Genomic DNA, 23,618 nt, shown 5'->3' with positions numbered 1-23,618 from the left:
ATAAAAGGATTAATATGCTTGAAAAATTAAGATAAATTGAAGGGCAAGATTATGAAAAAGAAATATGAAATTATAATAGAATATATTGAAGAACTTGCAGAAAAAAATGAATTAAAGCAAGGGCAAAGATTACCAGCAATAAGAACTTTGGTTGATAAGTTTGAATGCAATAAGTCCACAGTAATAAGAGCTTATAAAGAACTTGAAATAAATCATAGAATATACTCTATTCCTAAAAGTGGGTATTATCTTGTGGAAAATAATTCTGAAGAGAATGCTGAAAGTGGCATTATTGATTTTTCTTTAGTAGTTCCTGATTCAAGATTACTTCCGTATAAGGAATTTAATCATTGCATAAATAGAGCAGTTGAGTTATATAAGAATGACTTATTTATATATGGAGATACTGAAGGATTTAAATCTTTAAGAGCATCATTGGTTAACTTCTTTTCTGAATATCAAATATTCACATCCATGGACAAAATATGTATTACATCAGGTTCACAACAGGCAATAAGCATTGTTTCAAAAATGTCTTTTCCAAATGGGAAAAAGAATATTTTAGTTGAGCAGCCAACATATAGTTTGATACACAAATTGGTAGAGATTAATGGAGAACGATTAATAGGAATAAATAGAGATTTTAATGGCATAAATTTGGAAGAATTAGAGAACATATTTAAAAATCAAGGTATAAAGTTTTTCTATACAATCCCAAGATTGCATAATCCTTTAGGGACAAGTTATTCAGAAAAAGATAAGAGATGTATTGCAGAATTAGCTGAAAAATATGATGTTTACATTGTTGAAGATGATTATTTAGCTGATTTGGATAAAAATAAAAAATCATTGCCAATTTATTATTATGATATATGGGAAAGAGTAGTATATTTAAAAAGCTTTTCCAAAACATTTATGCCAGGGATAAGACTAGGAGCAGTAGTGCTTCAAGAAAAATTAAAAAGTGAATTTTTGAAACATAAGAGATATTATGATTTAAGTACATCAGCATTAGAACAAGGAGCCTTAGAAATTTATATTAATAGTGGGATGTATAAAACGCATATTCAAAGAATCCAATTTGCATATATGAAAAAAATGAATTATTTAAAGGACTGCTTAAAAAACATAGATACAGAGGGCGTGGAACTCTTTATTCCAGATACAGGATTTTTTATATGGATGCAGTTTACTAATCATATTGATATGGAAACACTAAATAAAAGATTAAATGAAAAAAAGATTTATATAGCAGAAGGAAAGGCGTTTTTTATAGATAGTAATTCAAGAATAAGCTGTTTTAGACTGTGTATATCTAAACTTGCAAAAGACAAGATAAAGTTAGGACTCCAGATATTATTTGAAGAGATACACAAATTGATTTAGTATATTATTAATCTAAGTAACAGAGGAGAACCAAATCCATATAGAGGAGGTTCTCTTAATTTTTGCGGATCATTAATGCATCTTATTTTATTTAAATTGCATCTTAAGCAAAATATATAGTTTTAATTCATGTTTTCTAATAGAATAAAAATATAAAAAAAACGGAGGTATTGGTTATGAAAATAGTTGTTTTAAATGGGAGTCCGAAGTTTGAGAAAAGTGCTACAATGCAATCAATGAAGTATTTGGAACAAAATTATGAAAAACATGAATTTCAGTATATCCATATTGTTAAGGAAGTAAAAAGTTATGAAAAAGATACTGAAAAATTAAAAGCTTTATGCACAATGGTTCAGGAAGCAGATGCAGTTATATGGGCATTTCCACTATATCATGCTTTAGTGCATTCTAATTATAAGAGATTTATTGAACTTATATTTGAAAATAAATTAGAAAGTTATTTTAAGGATAAGTATACTGCTGCATTTTCTACGTCTATTCATTATGCAGATATTCATGCACATAATTATATCAGGGCAATTTCTGAAGATTTAGGCATGAACTATGTGGAATATTTATCTCATGAGATGCAGGATTTAACTAAGGAAAATAGAAGAAAAGAGCTTAAAGTATTTTTTGAAAATCTACTTGATTTTGCAAATGAAGGTTTAACAACCAGTAAATTGTATAATTCAGTAAGTAAAAGTAACTTTGAATATAGTTCAGGAGTAACAGACAAAGTAATTGATACAAATAAAAAAATAATCATAATTACAGATGCTGCTAAAGAAGATACTAATCTTAATGAGATGATTGGCAAGTATAAAAGATTTGTAAAAGGTTCTGTAGAGATCCTTAATCTTAATGAGGTTGATATAAAAGGACCATGCCTTGGCTGCTGTAAATGCGGAGCTGAAAATAAATGTGTTTATGATGGTAAAGATGGTTATAGGGAGTTTTTAGACCATATCATTAATAATGCAGATATCATAATTTTTGCAGGAAGTATAAAGGATAGATATTTATCTTCACGTTTTAAGCTTATTTATGATAGAAGTTTTCGCTATAACCATGTTCCTATATTCAAAGGCAAACACATAGGATATATAATTTCAGGAAAATTAAGTGAAAATCAAAATTTAAGACAGATACTAGAGTTTCATACACAAGGAGGCAATTTAATTGGATTTGTCACTGATGAAGCTGAAGATAATTCTCTTATAGATAATCAAATATATGCTTTTGCTAAAATGAGTATAAATTATGCTGAAAGAAACTATTTCAAGCCTGAAAACTTTTTAAATATAGCTGGAAGTAAACTATTTGCAGATGCAATAGAAGGAGGGCTAGGAGCTATTTTCATAGAAGACTATAAATATTATAAGAAAAATAATCTAATTAAAAAAGTTCCTATAAAGGAAAAAGCTCAAGGGAAAGTTATGAGATACCTTATGAAAAGGAAAAAATTCAAGGAGCATGTACAGAAAAATATGGTTGATTTCATGATCACAGGTCATAAAAAGGCACTTGAGAAAGATAGAGGAAAAAATAATGGGTAGTAGTTTAAAAGCATTTCTAAATGTAACATTAAGTTTTCTGCCTTTAATGCTCTTTTGGAGTATTTCGAGTAATTTATGCTTTGTTTTAGGATTTGCTTCTATACTGATGCTTTTTATAAGAGATATAATTAATAAAAATATAGGAATTATGTCAATAGTACTAGTAGTTTATTTCACTATTTCTAATATATTGTATTTTTATTTAGGAATTAATTCCGTTATGGAATATAAATATTTAACTTCATATATAGTATTAGCTTTAACAGGTTTCATTTCTATTATGATGGGAAGACCTTATACAATGTATGATGCTAGAAGAGGATATGAAAAGGAATTTGGAAAATCTTCTTTATTTATAGAAGTTAATATAGTAATAACAAAAATATGGGCTGTAATTTATTTAATTAATGCTATTATAGAATTATCAGGGCATAATATTATGACTGTTATAATTATGAATGGGCTGGTGATTTTAGGAATTATGCTATCAATTATAATTCCAGGGGTATTGCCAGAAGTTTAAAGTAGGGGATGTGAAGGTAAATAACAAGTAAAAGATGCTATGGGATGTTCTTATATGCAGCATAGTTGCTATTTTTAAGGTGTATATTTTGTGTTGATAAGGAGCTAAAGTTGCAGGCTATTAGTAAGATTTATAGGCGAAGTATAGCACAAAATAGACTGGCATACTGATTTGTTATTTTTTTGAACATCCTCGAGAGGATAGAGTTTAAGTTTTTAATATATCCTTGTCAGAAAGGCATTGCTTAAAGTTTAAAGCAAAAGGGGAAATTACATGGAGTTAGATTTAATTTGCAGCGAAAATCTAAAAAGAATGCTGGAAGAAATCCTTACAAATCGCAAAATAAAGATTAATGAAAATGCTGATGTATGTTTAATTGAAAAAGGATTTGATTTAAAGAGCGGCAAAATAGGGATATACTTTGATATAGAAACCATAAATATTTTGATTGGTTATTTAGATTCTATTTCAGGCAGCAAAGAAGAAGCTAAAAATATAATCACAGGAAGATGTGATGAGGATGAGCTTAAAGTATTAAATTATGATGAGATATATTATTTCGAAGCTATGGGAAATGAGGTTTTTTGCATGACCAAGGATAAAAAGTATAAAGTAAAAGAAAAGCTTTATGAACTTGAAGAAAGATTGGAAGCAAAAGGTTTCATAAGAGTAAGCAAATGCTTTGTTGTAAATATAGTGAAAGTAGATAGAATAATTTCATGGTTTAACAGCAAGCTTATATTAAAGCTCATAGATATGGATGAAGAGGTATATGTCACAAGAAAATATCTAAATAACTTTAAGCAATATCTCGGATTGTGAGGTGTGTAAATCATGAAACAGAATTTAAAGGATTTTTTATTTAATCTTATTATATCCATGCTCCTTGGCGTAGTGGTTGGTATGACTCAAATGATTGTTAAAAATATAAATGCAGGAATTATAGAAGAATTAATTATGTTTTCAATTATTGGAGGTGTTATTGGTACTATTTCTAGATTTGTTTTTATTTATCTAATTGGAATAAAACAAAAAAGTGCATTACTAGCTTTTGTTTGTGTATTTATAGTAATAGGGGGGATTTCCTGCTTACCATCTATTTACTACTATTTTGTATATAAAAAAATTGCTTCAATTATAGAGTTAATAGCTATTTTAATAACTGCAGAGTTTTTGGGGATGAGTTTTTGCTATTATTCATATAAAAGAAATTTAGAATTTAATTCAAAACTTATGAGCAAAAAAAATCAGCTATTAAGAAAAAACTAAATATAAAATTGGGAGAGGTCGCAATATTCAGAGTGAAGTTGCGGCCTCTCCAATTTTTTATCTGAAAGGCTTTATATATTTTAGATGACTGTTAAGCATCTAAAATTATTATGTGAATGTACAAGGAAGATATTAAGAATATGCATTTTGAATAGAGAATAAAAATAGATTCCATTAAAACTGAGCAATATAATTTACAGTCTATGCTATAATTGATTTATAATGGGAAGTAAAATCAAAGCACAGACTATAAAATAATAGGTCTAGTAATCTTGAAATAGAAAAAATATGAATATAAAAATTAAATACAAGGAGAAAATAAAATATGGGATTTAATGTAATTAATATGAATACTTGGGTTAGAAAAGAATGTTTTAATCATTTTTTTAATAATGCAAAATGCACATACAGCATAACTGTTAATATTGATATTACAAATCTTTATAATTACATAAAAACTAACGAGTTACGATTTTATCCAACTTTTACATGGGTTGTTTCAAAGGCCATAAATAGTTATGAAGAATTTAAAATGGCATTCGATGAGGAAGGTAAATTAGGATTCTTTGATGAAATTGGTCCAAGTTATTCTGTATTAAATGATGGGACTAAAGTAATGAGTGATTTGTATACACCATTTAATAATAAATTTTTAAGCTTTTATGGAGACATGGAAAATTCTTTAAACAATTATAAACAGGATGCTAATTTTACTACAAAGTATCAAAACAATTTTTTTATTGTTTCATGCCTACCTTGGTTTGATTACACATCTTTTAATGTAAATAATGAAGGAAGTAGCCCCTTTCTGTTTCCAATGGTAACATGGGGAAAATTTTTTGAAGAGGGGAATAAAATTATTATGCCAGTAACCATTCAGGTTCATCATGCAGTTGCTGATGGATATCATTGCTCATTATTCTTCTCAGATGTAAAAGAAATATCATTAAACCCAGAATTATATTTAAAATAAGCTCAGATCATTTACTCAATATGAGTTGGTTTGACGCAGTAAATAAAAAAACATGATCTTGGAAAGTTAAATAATATGTGATGGGTGCTATTCAATAAAGGGTAAGGTAAGCTGATCATTGATCTCGCTTTAAAGGTTAACATAAAAGGCAAGCATTATTTTTAAAAGTTTGAATTTTTTTCAAATGAGGATAATTTAAATTTAAATTCCAAATAATAATTATTAAAATATGTTTAGCATTTTAAGGAGATTTCTATTTATGAAAAAAATATTTACTTCAATTGTTATTATAAATATTATTGGAATAATAATTGGACTTATGATAGCGCCTAGAGAAACTATACTGGCAGATAGCTCAATAGAAAAAGATAGATTGGAAATGATAAAAGAAAAAGGAATAATAGCTATTGCTGCACCATCAAAGGAAATTCCATTCTTTTGGATAAATCAAGAAACGAATGAGATGAGTGGAATTGATGCGGATATCATAAATGAAATTACAAGGCGGCTTGGAGTTAACAAAGTTGAAATTAAGGAAGTAACATTTGCAAATTTATTAGATAAATTTAATGGTGATGATAGTATAGATATAGCAGTTGGTGGAATATTTATAACTCCTGAAAGTGAAAACCTAGCAGCATTTACTCAGCCATTGTATAAAGAATCAGAAACTGTTATTGTACCAAGATTTTCAAAAATTAATTTTATGAGTGATTTAAAAAATGCAGTGGTTGGAGTAGAAAAAGGAACAATATTTGAAGATCTAGCGAAAAAGTGGAAGGAAAATAGCTTAATAAAAGATGTATTAAGTTTGGATAGTACAACCGATTTATTTAATGCTATAAATAATGGGAAAATTGATGCTGGCTTAGCTGATTCTATTATTATAAACTACTATATAAAGGAAAAGAACCCTTTATTAAGGCAGTTAAAAGGTTATACTCCTGAGTTACAAGGAGTAATGGGAATAGCAGTTAAAAAAGATGATGTTTCCTTATTAAACGCATTAGATAAAGCAATTAATGATATGAAAGCAGATGGTGCGTTATATTCTATTCTTGTAAAGAATGGATTAGATAAAAATAATATGATTAATAATTAAGCTCACAATTCTAAAATATTGTTAAGAAGATATATTCTTAACAATATTTATTCTTCAGAATACTAGAATATATATTCTGATATTCTGAAGAATATGCTTGTATAATGCGGGTTTGAAGATTATTAGCTTGAGAAAGTCCTAGGTTTTTGCATAATTTTAAGATAGAAAAACAGATCTTCAGATTAAGAAAGAAAAATCTTTTACTGATAATAAAATTATGGCGTTTTTTTCAAATTGGCCAAAATGTAAATCATTAAGAACAAACTCTCATGACATAGAGTATCTAAAGGGAAATTTAAAATATATTGATACTTAATTATTGATCGTTTGATTGTAGTTTGTTAACTTCTAAAGTATTTTTATATCGTAGGGCATAATTCATAAAATACCCTATGGTAACTAAAATGCATAGAAGCATATCAAAACCAATGAGTAGTTGATAGCTCTTACTGATATCAAAGGAAACACCTCCGATTAAGCTACCAATGATCCCGCCTGCTTGATGGAATAGAAGGAGACTTCCAATGAACTTTCCTTTTTCTTTTGTATTCTCGTTAGCAATTAACATTCCTCCTGGTACAGCACCTAGGTAAGTAAATCCGAAGAAGACTGCAAACACAATTGGTGACCATGGCGAATGTACAAACAAAATTATAAACGCTAAGATGCGTATCCCGTACAACAACGACATCGATGTAAATTTATTGATACGATCCAAAAGATATCCGAAAATAAGAGAACCGATTATTTCCATAATTCCTAAGGTACTCATGGATACGGCAATCAAGGCAGGCTTTACGCTAGACAATTGATAAATAGCCACTAAATTCATTTCTACAGTACCCATATTAAACCCACAAGTAAACAATGCAAAACCAATAAATAGAAATAATAACATATGAGGCCCTTTAAAAAGCATTTTCATTTTTGGTTGTTCGGATTCTTTTGCTTTCTTCTGTGGATTTTCAGGATTCCGAATAAGAAACTGAATAACTGGCAATGCAACAAAAAGGCTGAGCAGGCAAGAAATCAGAAATGCGTCCTTCCATGTCAACCAACTGTTCGAGATAAAAATTGGAGTGCAAACGGCGAGGCCAATAGATGATGAGCTTGCCAGAAGTGCAGTAGCTTTTGCTCGATGATGTTGGAACCAGTCAAATATTAGAATATATGTGGCAGAGGCTCCTATACCGTAAAAACCTGATATGACTCCATATCCGATAAAAAACAAAGCTGGATTATGCCCCACAAAAACGATACTTGTCCCTAAGATACTAAAAATTGTACTTAGTAGCATTAATTTCTTAGGTCCATAGCGGTCCGCAATCCATCCTCCTATTGGGGTGCATAATGCTGCAATTAGTAGGTTGGTTGACCATGCCATAGAAATTAAGCTTCTACTTATATTCAAATCTTGAGAAATTTGAACTTGATAAGTAGCCATAATGAAACGCAATAATGCGCCAATAAAGCCGATAATCCACAAAGCAGCCAAGCCGATCCAAGCATACTTACGTTCTTTAAACCATGTGTCGTTCATTTTCTTCACCTCATTTTAATATAATAAAAAGATACTGAACGATATCTTTTTTACTATGTTAACACACCCATTAAGAAAGTGCAAATTTATATTCATATTTCTGATGCTTGGAATATTTTTTATTATTTATAATTATATAATTGGCATTTTGGATTAAAAAATCAGGTTCATCGGAGAAATAAACCCTGGCTTGCAATAACTATTTAAATTTTTGGAGATATGCTATAATAATTAAAAAAATAACATGTGCAATGAGGATGAAATTACGAAGAATTACATTCCTTGGAGGATAGATACTATGACTAAAGGAGAAAATACACGCAAGTATATAATTAAGAAATCGGCTGAACTTTTTAACCAGCGAGGTTACGCAGGATCTTCGCTCTCTGATATTACTGAAGTAACTGGAATCAAGAGAGGGGGGATTTATCGTCACTTTGCATGTAAGGATGAGATTGCGCTTGAGGCATATGATTACGCAGTAGGAATTGTTAATGAAAAATTTACCCAAGCTGTGGATAATCAACAGTCAGCGATTGATAAAATTCTAGCTATATTTAGGGTATATGAACAAGTTACGGAACATCCCCCATTTATCGGAGGATGTCCTTTATTGAACACGGCTATTGAAAGTGATGATACTCATCCTGAATTACGAAAAAAAGCCCAAAAAAGCCTTGAAAGGATGTTGCAATATATTAAGGAAATTCTTTATCAAGGGATACAGAACTGTGAATTAAGGTCAAATCTTGACATCGATGCCCTTGCTACTTTCATTTTTTCAGCCTTAGAAGGTGGTATAATGCTAAGTAAACTTGAGGGGAATAATCGTCATATGCAATTTAATATTGAAAGTTTATCCAAGTATTTAGAACAATTTTCATTACAATCATCTTAGTTCTTTAATTCTAAATTGTAACGTTAGTGAATATGAATCAGAACCATCGGTTAAGCCGGTGGTTTTTTAGTTTTTTAGAAATTTATATTCCAGTAAAATCTGTGGACGAGGTGCTCCTTGAGGGAATAACTTAAAAAAGGCTGATTGAATAGTTTTGGTATTTTAAACAGTGGAAGTTGTTCATTAGGTATTACAAGTGCTTAATTAAATCTAGGAGTAAGTCTTTAAAGTGAAAATTGTTGACATGGAAGAAATAATATTATAATATAATATTACTTCCAAGGAAGAAATGTTAAGGGGGAAATTAATATGGATATTGTTAATGAGATTATATTTTCACTAAAGAAAATACAAGAAAATAATGAAATAGATGTTCCTAATATAAAGAATAAACTTACTTTTTCACAAATTCATTGTATTGCAGCTATAGAATATATCGAAGATGCAAATATAACTAAGCTATCACAAGAATTAGGAATGACAACAGGTGCTATAACTAAAATGTGTAAAAAGTTATTAAACGAAGGCTATGTATCGAAGTATCAAAAGGAAGGGAATAATAAAGAAGTATATTATGATTTAACGGAATTAGGATTAAATGTGTCTGAAATTCATAAAAAAATTCATGAGAAATCATATAATAAGAAAAAAGATATTATAGCTCAATATAATGATGAGGAGAAAGCCACAATATTAAGGTTTTTAGATGAGATGAATTCGGTGACAAAGGATACGTTTTTGGAAGTTACGGAAAAATATATTAAAAGTGGTGATTAAATCTAATAAAATGTGAGGAGGATTTTATGAGTAATATTACTGTAGATAGCTATATTTGGGGTATATTTTGGATTTACTGGATATTAGCAGCGATAAAAACTAGGTCAAATGTGAAAAAAGAATCAAGTGGCCAAAGGAACATACCAAGAATAGTGCATTTAATATTAGTAATAGTCTCTTATGCCATTACCTTTTTTCAGTTTAAAAATATATTCTTATGGAATAGGATATTGCCTAGTTATGAATATGTTGACTATGTAGGTATCGCAATTTTAATATTCTCTCTTTTATTTGCAATATGGGCTAGAATAGTATTAGGTAGAAATTGGAGTGGAGCGATTCAAAAAGTAGAGGGGCAAAGATTGGTTCGTAGTGGACCATATAAATATATAAGGAATCCTATTTATACAGGAATAGTATGTGGCTTTTTTGGAACTTTTATTACACTTGGAAGTTTAGCTTCAATTATAGGATTTTGTATCATTTTAATTACTTATATTATAAAAATAAATAGAGAACAAAGATTTTTAATATTGGAACTTGGTGAAGAATATGAGAAATACATAAAAGAATCATGGGCGTTAATTCCTTATATATTCTAAATTTATAATATTTATTACAGCGAGCTTAACTAAGTGAAATTCTTATGGTTAGTAAAGGTGTCATTATTAGAGACAGCTGTATCCAAGGTAGGTATAAAAATTAGGTTTACAATTACTGTTAATAATTAGACTTTAAAAGATAAGATATTGAGAGATTGTTATTATCTACAGTTCCAAAGCGCTTGTATTATTATATCAGAAAATTTTGAGGAATAGAAAATAAAGTTTAGAGGTGGAATTAGTGTCAATGGTTTATGTTTTATTGATTTTTATAGTATTAAAGTTTTTAAGAATACTTAATGGAAAGAATAAAAGAATTAAGTTCCCTAATTTATGGTTGTTACCTATACTACTTATTCTAATGATTGTTGAAGATTATGCAAAAACATTAAGTTTTTCATTGAAAGAGATTGTAATAATAATTATTTGTTCAATTATTGGTCTAGGAGTGGGAATAATTCGTGGAAGAACATTAAAATATAGTAAGGATGAAGCTAAAGGTGAGGTTTATTATAATGAATCGTATTTAAGCCTTGGGGTCTATGTTTTCCTCATCGTTGTAAAATCGGCTTTTAGGTATATTGGTGGAAATATAACTAGCTTTATAAGTATAGGAATTCTTGCATTTGGGTGTGCTTCAATGGTAGGAAGAAGTATATGGCTATCATATAAGTACTTTAAAATTTTAGGAAATGCTCAATAGTTATTTTATAAAATTAGAAGTGTCCAGTTCTTGAAATCAACAAACAAGAAATTATGTTTGAGGAAATGTATTAATTAAAGTCAGCTCAGACTCGAGAGTGTGTAACGTTCTATGTAAATGCATTTCTATGATAATATTTTAGAAATGGTATGGGAGGGAGGAGCATTCCCATAATGCATTATTAATATATTCTTAAATTAGAGTCAATTAAGTAGCAAATCTTTCTTATTCATTTCTCCTACTTGGTATATATACTGGATCTAATCAGAAATTTGTTAAGGTGATTCCAGCAATATGATTTGAAAGTCTCTCATGAACAATTTCTGCCATCTTCTCGTCACTCTCTGTCATACCACTTTTGCACCAAATCATCAATACATTAAAAAATCCCCCTGCAATGAATCCAATATTATACTTTTCAAATTCAGGAGAGCAGTCCATGGTGCATGTTATAGTTTTTGAGTATATATTAAGAAATTCGATAGACCGTTCAAGTATTAAGTGGGTTAATTTAGACCTTAGTAGGTTTTCAATAAATTTTTGATGTTGTCTAAAATAGTAAAAAAATAAACGTGTCATTTCATAATTACTTATTTCTTTATGATTTAAAAGGGTTGAATACTCTCTAAACATGTCATCCAGATGATCAATAAGGATATCTTCCATTATGCTGTAATTACGATAAAAAGCCATCCGTGATACACCAGCTTTTTGTGATACTTCTGTAATAGATATATTCTTAAAGTCCTTTTTCTCCATTAAAGACATAAGAGCACCCAAAATACTCTCTTTTGTAATCTTATTTTGTTCAGCATTGTACTTATTAGTCATAAACAATATTCCTCCTTTTGTAACAGCTAGCCTATATTCACTTGAATTATTTATGTTATCAAATTATACTATAGTTCATAAGGAGTTACAAGTGAAACGTCTGAAAGGAGTGCATTATGAAAATATTTTACTTTACAGCAACTGGAAATAATTTATATGTGGCAAAGAGAATTGGAGGGGAAAGTTATTCTATTCCTAAGTTAATGAAACTAGAACAGTTTGAGTTTGAAGATGAAAAGATTGGTATTGTATTTCCGAGTTATTATGGAGGAGTTCCTAAAATTGTTGAGGAGTTTCTAAATAAAGTTAAACTAAAAAGTAAATATATTTTTGCCGTAGTGTCTTTTGGATCTTTTTCAGGAGCAGTCATACCTGAGCTTTTAGAAATTGGAAAAAGAAATCAAATCCAGTTTTCATACATTAATGAAATACTTATGGTTGACAATTACCTTCCAGTGTTTGATATAGCTAAAGAGATAAAAAAAGAGCCAAAGAAAAATATAGAAGAAAGCCTTGCACAAATAATCAATGATATACAAGTTAAAAAAGTATATATCAAGAGACATTCTGCAGTTATAAAATGTATTGAAGCAATAATAAAAAAGTTTCATTCTAAGACTAAGGCTAACGCTCAATATGATAAGAATTTCTATGTAGAAGATACCTGTAATAGCTGCAAAGTTTGTGAGAAAGTTTGCCCAGTAAATAATATTAATGTAGATACTAAACCTGTTTATAAAGGAAATTGTGAGCAGTGTTTAGCTTGTATTAATCATTGCCCACAGAATGCTATACGGCTTAAACAGGAAAAAAGTAGAGCTAGATTTATTAATCAAAATGTTAAATTGAAGGAAATAATAGAGGCAAATAATTGATCCATTTTAAGAGGCAAAGGAATGCTTAATTATAAGGAAAAAGTTACCTTGGTTACAGAAGCGTCATCTGGTATTGGAAAAGTATATGCAGAAGAATTGGCTTCAAAGGATGCCACTTTATATTAAGATCAAAAGAGAAATTAGATATAAACTCATTTAGTGAAGTGTTTTAGGCAGAAAATTGTAGGCTAGGGTAGGGGCGCTTGTGTTGTGCCAGGTAACTTTTCTTCCCAGCATGTAATGTGCGAAAATATAGGTATGATTAAATATGTAAATAATTCTTGACCGATCGTTCTCAAAATGCTAATATTAATTCTATAAAGGAGGGAACTTGATGGGACGAAGCAGAGAATTTGATGAAAATGTAGTTCTTCAGAAAGCAATGGAACTATTTTGGAAACAAGGCTATGAAAAGACATCTTTAAATGATTTAGTAGAACATATGGGAATCCATCGTAGAAGTTTATATGATACCTTCGGTGATAAACACACATTATTCTTAAGAACTGTAGATTTTTATGCAGAATTAATAAAAAATAAAATGCAGGCTGGAATTTCACATGCAGAAACAGCAAAACAAGCCATAAAATTTATCTTTGATTTTACGATCGAAGGATATGAAGATAAACAATGGGGTTGCTTAATTGTAAATTCAGCAACAGAGATGGCTCTTAGGGATAAAGAGATAGAAGAAAAAATTGAAAAGATATTTATGCAAACAGAACAACTACTTGCTGATCTTGTTCGAAAAGGCATGGAAACAGGTGAATTTTCTTGCAAGTATGATCCAGAAGTTTTATCAGAAATACTTCAAAATACATTGCTTGGAATTCGTGTGCAGTTAAGAATGTCAGCGAGCAAAGAAAAATTACATCGTATAGCAGATTTTTTTTATGGATTTATTAAATAACTAATTTCCTTGTACTAATTAGAATGAGCGTTCTCAAAAAATTTTATGTTCTGTTGAGCCCTTTTACATAGTAGAAAAGTATAACCACTACTCAAATCAATAATACAATAAATTTAGGTAATAAAGAAAAGGCATGATATTGTGGATTTTCTGATTTATTGAATACATAATTTTTTTATATCAATTAGAATGATTGTTCTCAAAAGGTACTAAGCATAGCTAAAGGAGGTGATAATAAGACGTGATACATTTATGGAAAGGCACTGGGCATGATTTAAAATGAAAAATTAATTAGAAGAAGCAAGTTTTAGGAAAAATTTTTTAACATGTATTATAAATCAAATAAGAATTAAGTGTATTCGTATCATATGCGAGTGTAAAAATTAATAAGGAGTGAATAAAAATGAGTTTAATATCTGTAAGCAAAGAAAAATGTATAAAATGTGGAATGTGTGTGGTGGAATGTCCAACAGGAGTATTAAAACTAGAAGCGGACGGTCCAAAAGAAGTCAATCCTAATGGATGCATAGAATGTGGTCATTGTGTGGCTGTATGTCCCAAAGAGGCTATAGATAATAAGAAATCTCCATTAGCTATGCAAAGTGAGATAGGAGAAATCAAAAAGCTAAATCCAGAAGAAGCAAAGAATTTTATTAGATCACGAAGATCTATTCGTTCATATAAGAATATACCAGTTGAAAGAGAAAAGTTATTGGAACTTGTTGAGGTTGCACATTTGGCCCCAACTGCAAGTAATTCACAAGGTATATCATATCTAATAGTAGACGATAAAAAAACAATTGAATTAGCAGTTGAGGAATGCATTAATTGGTTTGAAAATAATGAAACTTTGAGTAAAGTATTAGCAGGAATGATTAGTGGCTACAAGAATACTAAAATTGACACTATCTTAAGAGATGCACCTAGTATAATTATAACTTTGGCTGATGAAGATTTTCGTAATGGTAGAGAAAATTCAGTTCTTTCATTATCGTATCTTGAATTATATGCTCCATCTCTTGGGCTTGGATCATGTTGGGCAGGAGTATTTGAAATTTGTGCTCGTAGTGATAATTCGCCAATGTACAAGATTTTTAACATTCCAGAGAAAAAGAAAATAACAGGAGTTGTAATGGTAGGATATCCTAAACATAGCTTTAAAAGATTCACAGAAAGACAACCGCTATCAGCTTCTTTTTTTGAAAAGTAAATTATTGAATAAATCAAAGTGTGCAATTTACAATGACAAATAACTAATCCAATAAGGGGAAAGTGTTATTGTATATACCCTCATAATTTCTTTAATATACCCATATACTTTTTTGAAGCACTTAAGGATGAGTTTACTTGCTGTAGTAATTACATAAAACTCTTGAAAAGAGTATTAATGTTTGATGTTAGCTTGTAAACTCTTCTATAAGTGCTTTATTTCATATAAAATGGCTGTTTATAATTCATATAATACAAGGATTTAGATGATAAACGTAATATTATGGAATTCAGTTATTGAAAATATGAAAAAAATTATATAATATTCTGCTGAAAAATTGTATTATTAAGTTATTAGATTTTATAGAGGACCATAAGTTATAAAAAATTTAAGTTGCCTGATAGGTACAATTTTAGATGATTAAGCAAAAATTCAGTGCAGTATTAGGAATCTGGGGGGAAACATGGGAAAAGATTTTATAATAGATGAGAATATGTATGGTTATTCATCAGAGACTGTAAGAGGAGCCTCTGTTAATGTAGAACACTGTTTTATTAATGGAAGAGAAAGTATTTTTCCGCCTCATTGGCATGAGCAACTATTGCTAATGTATATTAAAAAAGGGGAATTGCTGCTTAAGTGCAGGGAAGAAAGAATTTTAGCAGAGCAGGATTCAATTGCTGTTGTGAACCCAAATGAAATACATTCCATAGAAACTTTAGGTTCGGATTTGGAGTATTATTTGATAAAAATTGATCTTTTGTTACTTTTAGGTAACCAGTCTGATTTACAGCAAAATATATATACAGAGCCCCTTTTGAAAAACCGCTTATTGTTTGAAAATAAAATCACCTATGATGATTCTATATTTATAATCATGAACAATATCATTGAAGAGTTCCATGAGAAAAAAGAAGGTTACGAAATTGTAGTTAGAGGATTAGCCTGTCAGATATTTATAGCCCTTTTGAGAAGGCACAAAAAGACAGTACCAGATCAATCAGAATTGGATATGCAGTATAGAAGATTGAACCAAATCAAACCTGCTATTACATATATGGAGACGCATATGGCAGAAAAAATTACTCTTGTAGAGCTTTCAGAAGTAACACACTTAAGCCCGAACCATTTCTCTAGAGTTTTCAAAATTGTGTCTGGATTTTCACCAATGGAATATCTAAATATAATAAGGGTCCAGAAAGCTGCTCAAATTTTACTAAATACTAATAAAACTATTGTTGAAATCGCTATGGATACAGGATTTAACGATGGGAATTATTTTAGCAGAGCCTTTAAGAAATGCCGTAACGAAACTCCTAGTGAATTTAGGGAAAGGTATTTAAGAGGATGAATAAGTTAAAACATTTGTTTACTAATTCTTCTTTATAATAATAGTGAGATGATTATTGAAAGCTTTTAGTCATAAGATTATGCTAATATCTTATACAAGAATAAAAAGACATTCTAATGATGGAGTGTCTTTTTTCTTTTTCAATGATAAGATTATGCTATATTTTGATTGAATAATTCATGAACCTGAAATTTAGATATGATAAATTTATTATAGAAAGTGCAAAACACTTTTAGGGGATATTAGTCAATAGTCTCCTATAGAAAATAATAGAAATACTATAACTAAAATAAAAGAAAAGAGGGATTATAATGCGTGTATTCGTAACAGGAGCAACTGGATTTGTTGGCTCTGCTATTGTTCAGGAATTAATTAATAATGGGCATAAAGTAATTGGACTTGCCCGCTCAGAGAAGGCGGCTAAGTCTCTTATAGAGGTTGGCGCTGAGGTACATAAAGGCGATCTTGAAGATTTAGAAAGTTTGCGCAGGGGAGCGGCCCTTGCAGATGCTGTAATTCATACAGGATTTAATCATGACTTCTCAAAATTTAAAGAAAACTGTGAAAAAGATAAGAATGCAATAGAGGCTTTAAGTTCAGTTCTCGCTGGATCTGACCGCCAATTGATTATTACATCTGCTATAGGAATTCTTCCTATAGGTCAAATTGTTACAGAAGAAACTTTACCAATCTCTGGGCCTAATGCAAATCCTCGAGTAGCTTCAGAAGAGGCTGCGGCGTCTGCTATAGCACGAGGTGCAAAGGTGTCAATAGTACGACTTCCTCCATCTGTTCATGGGGAAGGTGATCATGGTTTTGTTTCGAACTTGATTGGTATTGCCCGCGCAAAGGGCATTGCAGCCTTTGTAGATGAAGGAAATAACACTTGGCCTGCGGTTCATAGATTAGATGCTGCTCATCTCTTTAGACTAGTTCTTGAAAGGGGAGTTTCGGGAGTGTATCATGCAGTAGCTGAAGAAGGAGTTCCTTTTAGGGAAATTGCTAATGTGATTGGACGCAGACTGAACATGCCAGTTGTAAGCAAAACCTTGGAGGAAGCAAATAATTATTTTACATGGTTCACCCATTTTGCAATGATGGATATTAGATCTTCTAGTGATATAACTAGAAAACAGCTCGGATGGCATCCTACACAACCTGGTCTTATGGAAGATCTTAATAGTTCGTGTTATTTTGAAATGTAAACTGGCGCCACATTTGTGGCGTCTTAATACTTTAGGCGTGAGATTGTAGGAAAGCTCATGTTACTGATAGAAATCATTTATGTAAAAATATATGCAGAAATATAAGGAGAAATATAATGGAAAAAACAAATAGATTAAGTTTAAATAAAGCAAGTAGCGGATTAGTGATTTTTGTTCTCTCACTTACAACTCTTATGTCAGCTATTGATACTAGTATTGTTAATATAGGATTACCAACTATAGCAAGGGCATTCAATGCCGATTTTACAAGCTTACAGTGGATAGCACTTAGTTATCTTCTGGCAGTTACCTCTCTTATAGTAGGTATAGGACGAATAGGAGATATATTTGGCAAGAAAAATATCTTTATTTATGGAATTATAATCTTTACTGTGGCATCCTTGTTATGTGGAATTTCAACATCAATTTATGAGCTTATTATATTTAGAGCTTTGCAAGGAATAGGCGGTTCAATACTTATAACATTATCTTTCGCCATTGCAGGAGATTTGGTTCCTAAAGAAAAACTAATACAAAGTATGGGAATACTTACGTCAATGCTGCCTATAGGATTTGCTCTTGGACCATCCGTTGGAGGATTTTTAATAAGCTTATTTGGGTGGAGATATATATTTTTTATTAACATACCAATGGGGATTCTTGCATTAATATTGACTATGAAATTTCATGAAATTTCAATATCTAAAAAGAAACAAAAATTTGATTTTTTAGGGATGTTAATATTAACTTCCACGCTTATTTGTTATGTGCTTTCTGTAACCTTAGCGGAAGAACAGGGATTTAGTGCTGAAGTTATTGGACTTGCTATTGTAGCGATTATTGGAATAATAGTATTTATATTTTTAGAAAAAAATATCACTTTTCCTTTGATAGATTTAAAGCTATTTAGAAACAGTGTGTTAAGTTCAAGTCTTGTTATAAGTATATTAGTTTATACGGTTATATCAGGGGCTGTTGTTATTCTTCCTTTTTATCTTCAACAGGCAAAAGGATTTACAACAGCAGCATCAGGACTATTAATGATGACTGGGCCTATAGGGTGTGCAATTTTTACACCTATAGCAGGAAGGGCTGCTAAACGCTTTGGAAATTTTACTGTTATGATATTTGGAATCTTAGCCTTGTGTATAGGAACTTTGCTGATGTCCATGATGAATTTATCTTCAAGTGCTGTTTTATTTGCCATAGTTTTGTTCGTATTTAATGGCAGCCTAGCATTTTTTCAAACACCTAACAATGCTTCTATTATTTCTATGGCAAAACCTGAGCAGCGTGGACTCGCATCTGGTCTCCTTAATTTATCACGTACTATCGGACAAACCACAGGGGCTGCTGTAATAGGTGCAATATTTTATCTTTTTAATAAAACTAAAACAATGGATAGTTCAAGTCCTGAGAATATCATAGCAGGTATACACAATACTTTTTTAATTGCTGCACTGATAATGGCTTGTGGATTAATCCTAGGAGTAATAACACTTTCCTCAAAAAAGAACGAGGGGACAGACAGATTAGAGAGAGTTTGTTTTGAGATCCATCGGGTGGATCTATAACAGCTCCAAGTTTTGTTGATATTATAGTATTTAATTTGTTAATTGAGGCTGATAAGACATTTATTTGTTTATCTAGACGAATTAGCAGAACCGTATCATAAATAACGTATTATTTTTTGAACAGAAGTAACGAGTGCTTCGCTTTCACCATGAACCACGACCATTTGTATGTGGCTTAAATAGCTGCTTACAGATGGTCGTGGTTTTTGTTTCAAAGTCTTAATATAAAGAATATTGACTTCTAAAAATATTTGATGTAGCATAAAATTATACGGAGTATAAAAATAAACTGAGTTCAAAAATAAACTGAGTTCAAAAATAAATTTTGGGAGGAATTACAATGATAAATAGAAGAGAACGTAAAAAAGAATTGACTAAGGAAATAATAATTGATAGTGCATTAGCTCTTTTTGAAGAAAAGGGTTTTCAAGAAACCTATATGGAGGAAATAGCAACGAAATCGGATATTTCTAAGGGTACGTTATATAATTATTTCCAAGATAAAGAGTCAATATTATCAGCTTATTTTCAGGGTCTTATAAATAATCATGATAATAATTTTAGTGAAGTTAGTGAAAAATTCAAAGAAACAAGAGATATAAAAGAAACATTGAATAAGATATTAGACTTCATAAATCATATATTTAGTGGAAATATTCAATATACAGCAATTTATTTTAGATACAGACTCCAAACACTTTTTAGCGTCAATCCTTTAGATAATCCTAATAGAAGTGGATTGGAAAATTTGATTTCAGAAGTTATAAAAAACGCACAAGAAAATAATGAGCTTAGAAATGATATTCCTTCAATAATTATGGCGAGAAATTTTCAATTCATGTATATGAATTATTTCATTTCAAGTGTTTATGGAAATAAAGATATTAATTTAGAGATATCAAAAGCTCAAATTATAGAATTGTTTATAAATGGAGCAGGGGCACAAAATAATTAGAGGGAGATGATTACTATGGAAAATAACTACATATTATATTTTGATGAAATAGATAAGAAAGATTTATCACTTGTAGGAGGCAAAGGTGCAAATCTAGGAGAGATGACTAAGTCTGGTTTTCCTGTTCCTTTTGGTTTTTGTGTAACTACAGAAAGTTATAAGGAATTTATAAATTACAATAAACTTTATGATTTTATTGTAGAAGAAATTAAAGATGCAAATCTTGAAAATATTGCTACCATAGGAGCTAAAATAAGAGAAAAAATAGAACAAGCAGAAATGCCTAAAAAAGTAGAAGAAGAAATCATTAAAGCAGCTGATAAGATTGGGATTGATAACTATTATGCTGTTAGATCCAGTGCTACTGCAGAAGATTTAGCTTTTGCCTCTTTCGCAGGTCAACAAGATACCTATCTTAATATTAAAGGAAAAGCTTCACTAATTAATTCTGTAAGAAATTGTTGGGCGTCATTATTTACTGATAGAGCTATACTTTACAGATTGCAAAATAAAATTGAGCACGAAAAAGTATATATGTCTGTAGTAGTTCAAAAAATGGTTTTACCAGATATAGCTGGTATTATGTTTACTGCAGATCCCGTATCAGGGCATAGAGGAATTATTTCTATTGATGCAAGCTTTGGACTTGGAGAAGCGTTAGTTTCTGGTCTTGTATCCCCAGATATATATAAATTTAATAAGAAGAAAAAGGAAATAATAGATAAGACTATAGCAGAAAAGAAACTTGCTATAATGCCAATTCAAGGTGGTGGAACTAAAAAAGTTTATATTACAGGTGAAAAATCTACTAATCAAGTCATGGAGGATTTTGATATAAAAAGGATTGCTGAACTTGGAGTGAAAATAGAAAAGCATTATGGATGCCCTCAGGATATTGAGTGGTGTTTGGAAAATGGTGAATTGTATATTGTACAGAGTCGTGCCATTACATCATTATTTCCACTTCCAACTCCTAATAATAATGATGATAACGCACATGTATATATTTCTATAAATCATCTTCAAGTTATGACAGATCCAATGTCTCCTTTAGGGCTTGATTTATTTAGAGATATGCTGCCTTTTGGCAAAAATATTAAAAGAGAAGAAAAATATAAGATTTTGGCTTCAGCAGGTGGTAGAATTTATGCAGATGTAAGTGGTCTTATGCGTTCAGAGAGAATAAAGGAAAAGAGTTTAGACTTATTAAAAAATGCAGATGCCTTGATGGCAGAAGCTTTAGGGGAGCTTTTAAAAAGAAAAGATTTTGAGGAAAAGTTTAGAGGAAAGAAAACTAACATTAAACCTTTCTTGAAATATATAGCTCCAGTAGCAGTTAAAGTTATAAAAAATCTTGTTTTCACTAATCCTGAGGGAACAATAGAGTTTATGAATAATTACATTAAACAGCGTGAAGAAGATGCCTTGAAGGCTATTTTAAATGCAAAGCAAGGTGCTGAAAGATTAAATATAATATATAAAAAAGCAAGTCTTTATGAGGATGCTAAAAAAGTAATTCCGTATTTAGCACCAGGAATTATTGCTTTTAAGCTTCTTGAAAAGCTGGAAATGAAGCTTCTAGGAACAAATAATTATACTAATATAATTGCAAAAGGTCTAGAAGGTAACATTACAACAGAAATGGGATTACTTACTGGAGATTTGGCGGATATGGTGAGAAAATCTCAAAGTTTAATTGATGAGTTTGAAAATGAAGATTATGAAACTTTGGTTTCAAGAATAAATGAAGTTAAAGGAAATAATGAATTTAAGAGTTTTTTTAATGATTTTATAAATATGTACGGAGTGCGTGCTTCAGGAGAAATAGATATAGCTAGAGATAGATGGATTGAAAATCCAGAGCCACTTGTAAAATCAATACTTGCAACAATCAAAACTTCAGAGGAAGGTGCTCATAGGGAAGAATACAAAAATACTATAAAAAAAGCTAAGGCAGCAACAGAAAATATGGTAGAAGAAATACAAAGAAAGCATGGTAAAATTAAAGCGAAAGTTGCAAAAAGGCTTATATTTGTTTTAAGAAATTCTTTTCCAATAAGAGAACATCACAAATTTATGATGATGAGACTTTGTATGATTTTTAAGAAGGAATTGCTAAAAGAAGCAGAAAATTTAGTTACTAAGGGTTATTTAAATGAAGAAAAGGATATTTTCTATGTAACGTTCAGTGAATTATATAGAGCGATTGAAAATAATGAAAGTCTTAAAACAATAGTAGAACAAAGAAAAGAAGAGTATGAACATTATAAAAAGTTAAATGCTCCTCGTGTTATTACAAGTGAAGGAGAAGAAATAAAAGGAGGATATAAGATAGGGAATCTTCCAAAAGGAGCACTTCCAGGCATTCCAGTTTCTTCAGGAGTTATTGAGGGAATTGCAAAGGTAATAACTGATCCTTCAAAGGCATCTTTGAATAAAGGGGAGATTCTTGTAGCACCATTCACCGATCCAGGGTGGACACCACTTTTCATAAATGCAGCTGGATTAGTTATGGAAGTAGGAGGTCTACTAACTCATGGAACTGTAGTAGCTAGAGAGTATGGAATACCAGCAGTTGTAGGAATATCAGAAGCTACCCAAAAGATTAAAACAGGTCAAAAAATAAGAGTGGATGGAAATAACGGGTATGTGATGGTAATAGAAGAATAGGCGGTGTTTTCTATGATAGGATTTATGGGAATACTCTTAAGCATGTTTGCTATGGGAATGATGCAGCTGGTACTAGCCACTGCACTTCCCTATATTGTTAATAGAAGGGCAATTTTTAGTGCAATAATTTCTGGAGCAATTATGTATGGGCTTATTACAATTCTTCCTTTATGCGGAATTGCTTTTATGAAGCAGGGAGCTTTGATAAATGAAAGTAGAATACTGTTCTTATAATAGAAGAAGAGTTCAATAGTTTTAATAATGAAACTGAAAGAAAATTAAAAAAATTATTGATAAATTATAGAGAAATAATAATTATTGATAAGGTTGATATTCCTATTTTAGTCTATGGAGATAATTGTATAGTATATAAACATATAAATAAAGAATCTGATATGAAAGATACTGATGATCAGATAGTAAAAAAATTTATAAAAGGAAATTATTCATACACAGGGTGGTTTTTATACAGAAGAAAATCTTGCAACTGTCAAAGAAAAAATTGTTAAATATAAGGATTTAAAATTTTCTACAGTTAAAATAGATTGATATTTTGTACTCTAATCGAGCTTTGAAATTATAATTCATTTTTTAGTGAACCATACCATAGATAAGTGAGGTTTTTACTAAATTTACATTAAATTATTGAGAAGATAGTGTGATTTTTAGCCTAATATATTTGGTAATGTTTAATGTTCAGCCAGA

General features: G+C 30.3%; 22 protein-coding genes and 1 pseudogene. 21 read left to right on the top strand and 2 right to left on the bottom strand.

Features of this window, described 5'->3' with window-relative positions; all coding sequences use genetic code 11:
• The first annotated feature begins 51 nt into the window (after positions 1–51).
• The 7 genes from PZA12_RS18755 (at position 52) to PZA12_RS18725 (ending at position 6,812) form a co-directional block, all read left to right on the top strand.
• Positions 52–1,386 carry a PLP-dependent aminotransferase family protein gene (locus tag PZA12_RS18755; protein ID WP_078116798.1) on the top strand — a complete coding sequence of 445 codons (1,335 nt, stop codon included), beginning with the start codon at positions 52–54 and terminating at the stop codon, positions 1,384–1,386.
• Between the two features lie 176 nt (positions 1,387–1,562).
• Positions 1,563–2,945, top strand: coding sequence for an NAD(P)H-dependent oxidoreductase (locus PZA12_RS18750; RefSeq protein ID WP_078116797.1), 1,383 nt, complete (start codon positions 1,563–1,565; stop codon positions 2,943–2,945).
• Entirely contained in the window at positions 2,938–3,468 is a 531-nt protein-coding gene (locus PZA12_RS18745; RefSeq protein WP_041898562.1) for a hypothetical protein, read from the top strand. The genes PZA12_RS18750 and PZA12_RS18745 overlap by 8 nt, the downstream gene beginning before the upstream one ends.
• Positions 3,469–3,741: 273 nt before the next feature.
• The gene (locus PZA12_RS18740; RefSeq protein ID WP_017210326.1) at positions 3,742–4,290 is read left to right on the top strand and encodes a LytTR family DNA-binding domain-containing protein; all 549 of its coding nucleotides are present in this window, start codon (positions 3,742–3,744) and stop codon (positions 4,288–4,290) included.
• Between the two features lie 12 nt (positions 4,291–4,302).
• Positions 4,303–4,737 carry a hypothetical protein gene (locus PZA12_RS18735; protein ID WP_078116796.1) on the top strand — a complete coding sequence of 145 codons (435 nt, stop codon included), beginning with the start codon at positions 4,303–4,305 and terminating at the stop codon, positions 4,735–4,737.
• Between the two features lie 325 nt (positions 4,738–5,062).
• Positions 5,063–5,710 (top strand): CatA-like O-acetyltransferase, encoded by a 648-nt coding sequence (locus PZA12_RS18730; protein ID WP_078116795.1) that lies wholly within the window; start codon positions 5,063–5,065, stop codon positions 5,708–5,710.
• A gap of 259 nt (positions 5,711–5,969) precedes the next feature.
• Complete coding sequence (locus PZA12_RS18725; protein WP_078116794.1) at positions 5,970–6,812, top strand: ABC transporter substrate-binding protein; 843 nt, start codon at positions 5,970–5,972, stop codon at positions 6,810–6,812.
• A gap of 316 nt (positions 6,813–7,128) precedes the next feature.
• Here the strand turns inward: PZA12_RS18725 and PZA12_RS18720 are convergent, their stop codons facing one another.
• Complete coding sequence (locus tag PZA12_RS18720) at positions 7,129–8,352, bottom strand: MFS transporter (RefSeq protein ID WP_078116793.1); 1,224 nt, start codon at positions 8,350–8,352, stop codon at positions 7,129–7,131.
• A gap of 298 nt (positions 8,353–8,650) precedes the next feature.
• Between PZA12_RS18720 and PZA12_RS18715 the strand changes: the two genes are divergently transcribed.
• From PZA12_RS18715 to PZA12_RS18700, 4 genes are all read left to right on the top strand, one after another.
• Positions 8,651–9,250 carry a TetR/AcrR family transcriptional regulator gene (locus tag PZA12_RS18715; RefSeq protein ID WP_078116792.1) on the top strand — a complete coding sequence of 200 codons (600 nt, stop codon included), beginning with the start codon at positions 8,651–8,653 and terminating at the stop codon, positions 9,248–9,250.
• A gap of 309 nt (positions 9,251–9,559) precedes the next feature.
• A complete protein-coding gene (locus PZA12_RS18710) occupies positions 9,560–10,027 on the top strand; it encodes a MarR family transcriptional regulator (RefSeq protein ID WP_078116791.1) in 468 nt (155 codons plus the stop codon).
• 26 nt (positions 10,028–10,053) lie between these two features.
• Entirely contained in the window at positions 10,054–10,629 is a 576-nt protein-coding gene (locus tag PZA12_RS18705) for a methyltransferase family protein (RefSeq protein WP_078116790.1), read from the top strand.
• Between the two features lie 247 nt (positions 10,630–10,876).
• Entirely contained in the window at positions 10,877–11,332 is a 456-nt protein-coding gene (locus tag PZA12_RS18700; RefSeq protein ID WP_078116789.1) for a DUF1453 domain-containing protein, read from the top strand.
• A 264-nt stretch (positions 11,333–11,596) separates the two neighbouring features.
• On the opposite strand, the gene PZA12_RS18695 is transcribed toward PZA12_RS18700, so the two are convergent.
• On the bottom strand, positions 11,597–12,163 hold the full coding sequence (locus tag PZA12_RS18695; protein ID WP_041898547.1) for a TetR/AcrR family transcriptional regulator: 567 nt from the start codon (positions 12,161–12,163) through the stop codon (positions 11,597–11,599).
• Between the two features lie 116 nt (positions 12,164–12,279).
• Here PZA12_RS18695 and PZA12_RS18690 point away from each other — a divergent pair, with 116 nt between their 5' ends.
• From PZA12_RS18690 to PZA12_RS18645, 10 genes and pseudogenes are all read left to right on the top strand, one after another.
• On the top strand, positions 12,280–13,038 hold the full coding sequence (locus PZA12_RS18690; protein WP_078116788.1) for an EFR1 family ferrodoxin: 759 nt from the start codon (positions 12,280–12,282) through the stop codon (positions 13,036–13,038).
• Positions 13,039–13,372: 334 nt separating this feature from the next.
• The gene (locus PZA12_RS18685; protein WP_078116787.1) at positions 13,373–13,948 is read left to right on the top strand and encodes a TetR/AcrR family transcriptional regulator; all 576 of its coding nucleotides are present in this window, start codon (positions 13,373–13,375) and stop codon (positions 13,946–13,948) included.
• A gap of 403 nt (positions 13,949–14,351) precedes the next feature.
• Positions 14,352–15,158 (top strand): nitroreductase family protein, encoded by an 807-nt coding sequence (locus PZA12_RS18680; RefSeq protein WP_078116786.1) that lies wholly within the window; start codon positions 14,352–14,354, stop codon positions 15,156–15,158.
• A gap of 463 nt (positions 15,159–15,621) precedes the next feature.
• Positions 15,622–16,509: an AraC family transcriptional regulator gene (locus PZA12_RS18675; RefSeq protein WP_078116785.1), complete on the top strand. Its 888-nt coding sequence runs from the start codon at positions 15,622–15,624 to the stop codon at positions 16,507–16,509.
• A gap of 311 nt (positions 16,510–16,820) precedes the next feature.
• A complete protein-coding gene (locus tag PZA12_RS18670) occupies positions 16,821–17,714 on the top strand; it encodes an SDR family oxidoreductase (RefSeq protein ID WP_078116784.1) in 894 nt (297 codons plus the stop codon).
• Between the two features lie 116 nt (positions 17,715–17,830).
• On the top strand, positions 17,831–19,288 hold the full coding sequence (locus PZA12_RS18665; protein ID WP_078116783.1) for an MFS transporter: 1,458 nt from the start codon (positions 17,831–17,833) through the stop codon (positions 19,286–19,288).
• 340 nt (positions 19,289–19,628) lie between these two features.
• A complete protein-coding gene (locus tag PZA12_RS18660) occupies positions 19,629–20,243 on the top strand; it encodes a TetR/AcrR family transcriptional regulator (RefSeq protein WP_103698740.1) in 615 nt (204 codons plus the stop codon).
• A gap of 15 nt (positions 20,244–20,258) precedes the next feature.
• Positions 20,259–22,913, top strand: coding sequence for a phosphoenolpyruvate synthase (locus PZA12_RS18655; protein WP_103698739.1), 2,655 nt, complete (start codon positions 20,259–20,261; stop codon positions 22,911–22,913).
• Between the two features lie 12 nt (positions 22,914–22,925).
• A complete protein-coding gene (locus PZA12_RS18650; RefSeq protein WP_103698738.1) occupies positions 22,926–23,147 on the top strand; it encodes a hypothetical protein in 222 nt (73 codons plus the stop codon).
• Between the two features lie 201 nt (positions 23,148–23,348).
• Positions 23,349–23,462: pseudogene (locus PZA12_RS18645) on the top strand (flavodoxin family protein); the annotation flags it as partial.
• Positions 23,463–23,618: the final 156 nt, after the last annotated feature.

Origin of the sequence: Clostridium beijerinckii, assembly GCF_036699995.1 — a bacterium.
In the GTDB taxonomy this organism is placed as follows: domain Bacteria; phylum Bacillota; class Clostridia; order Clostridiales; family Clostridiaceae; genus Clostridium; species Clostridium helianthi.
Note: the sequence above shows the minus strand (reverse complement) of the source record. Positions and strands in the feature narration are given on the sequence as shown.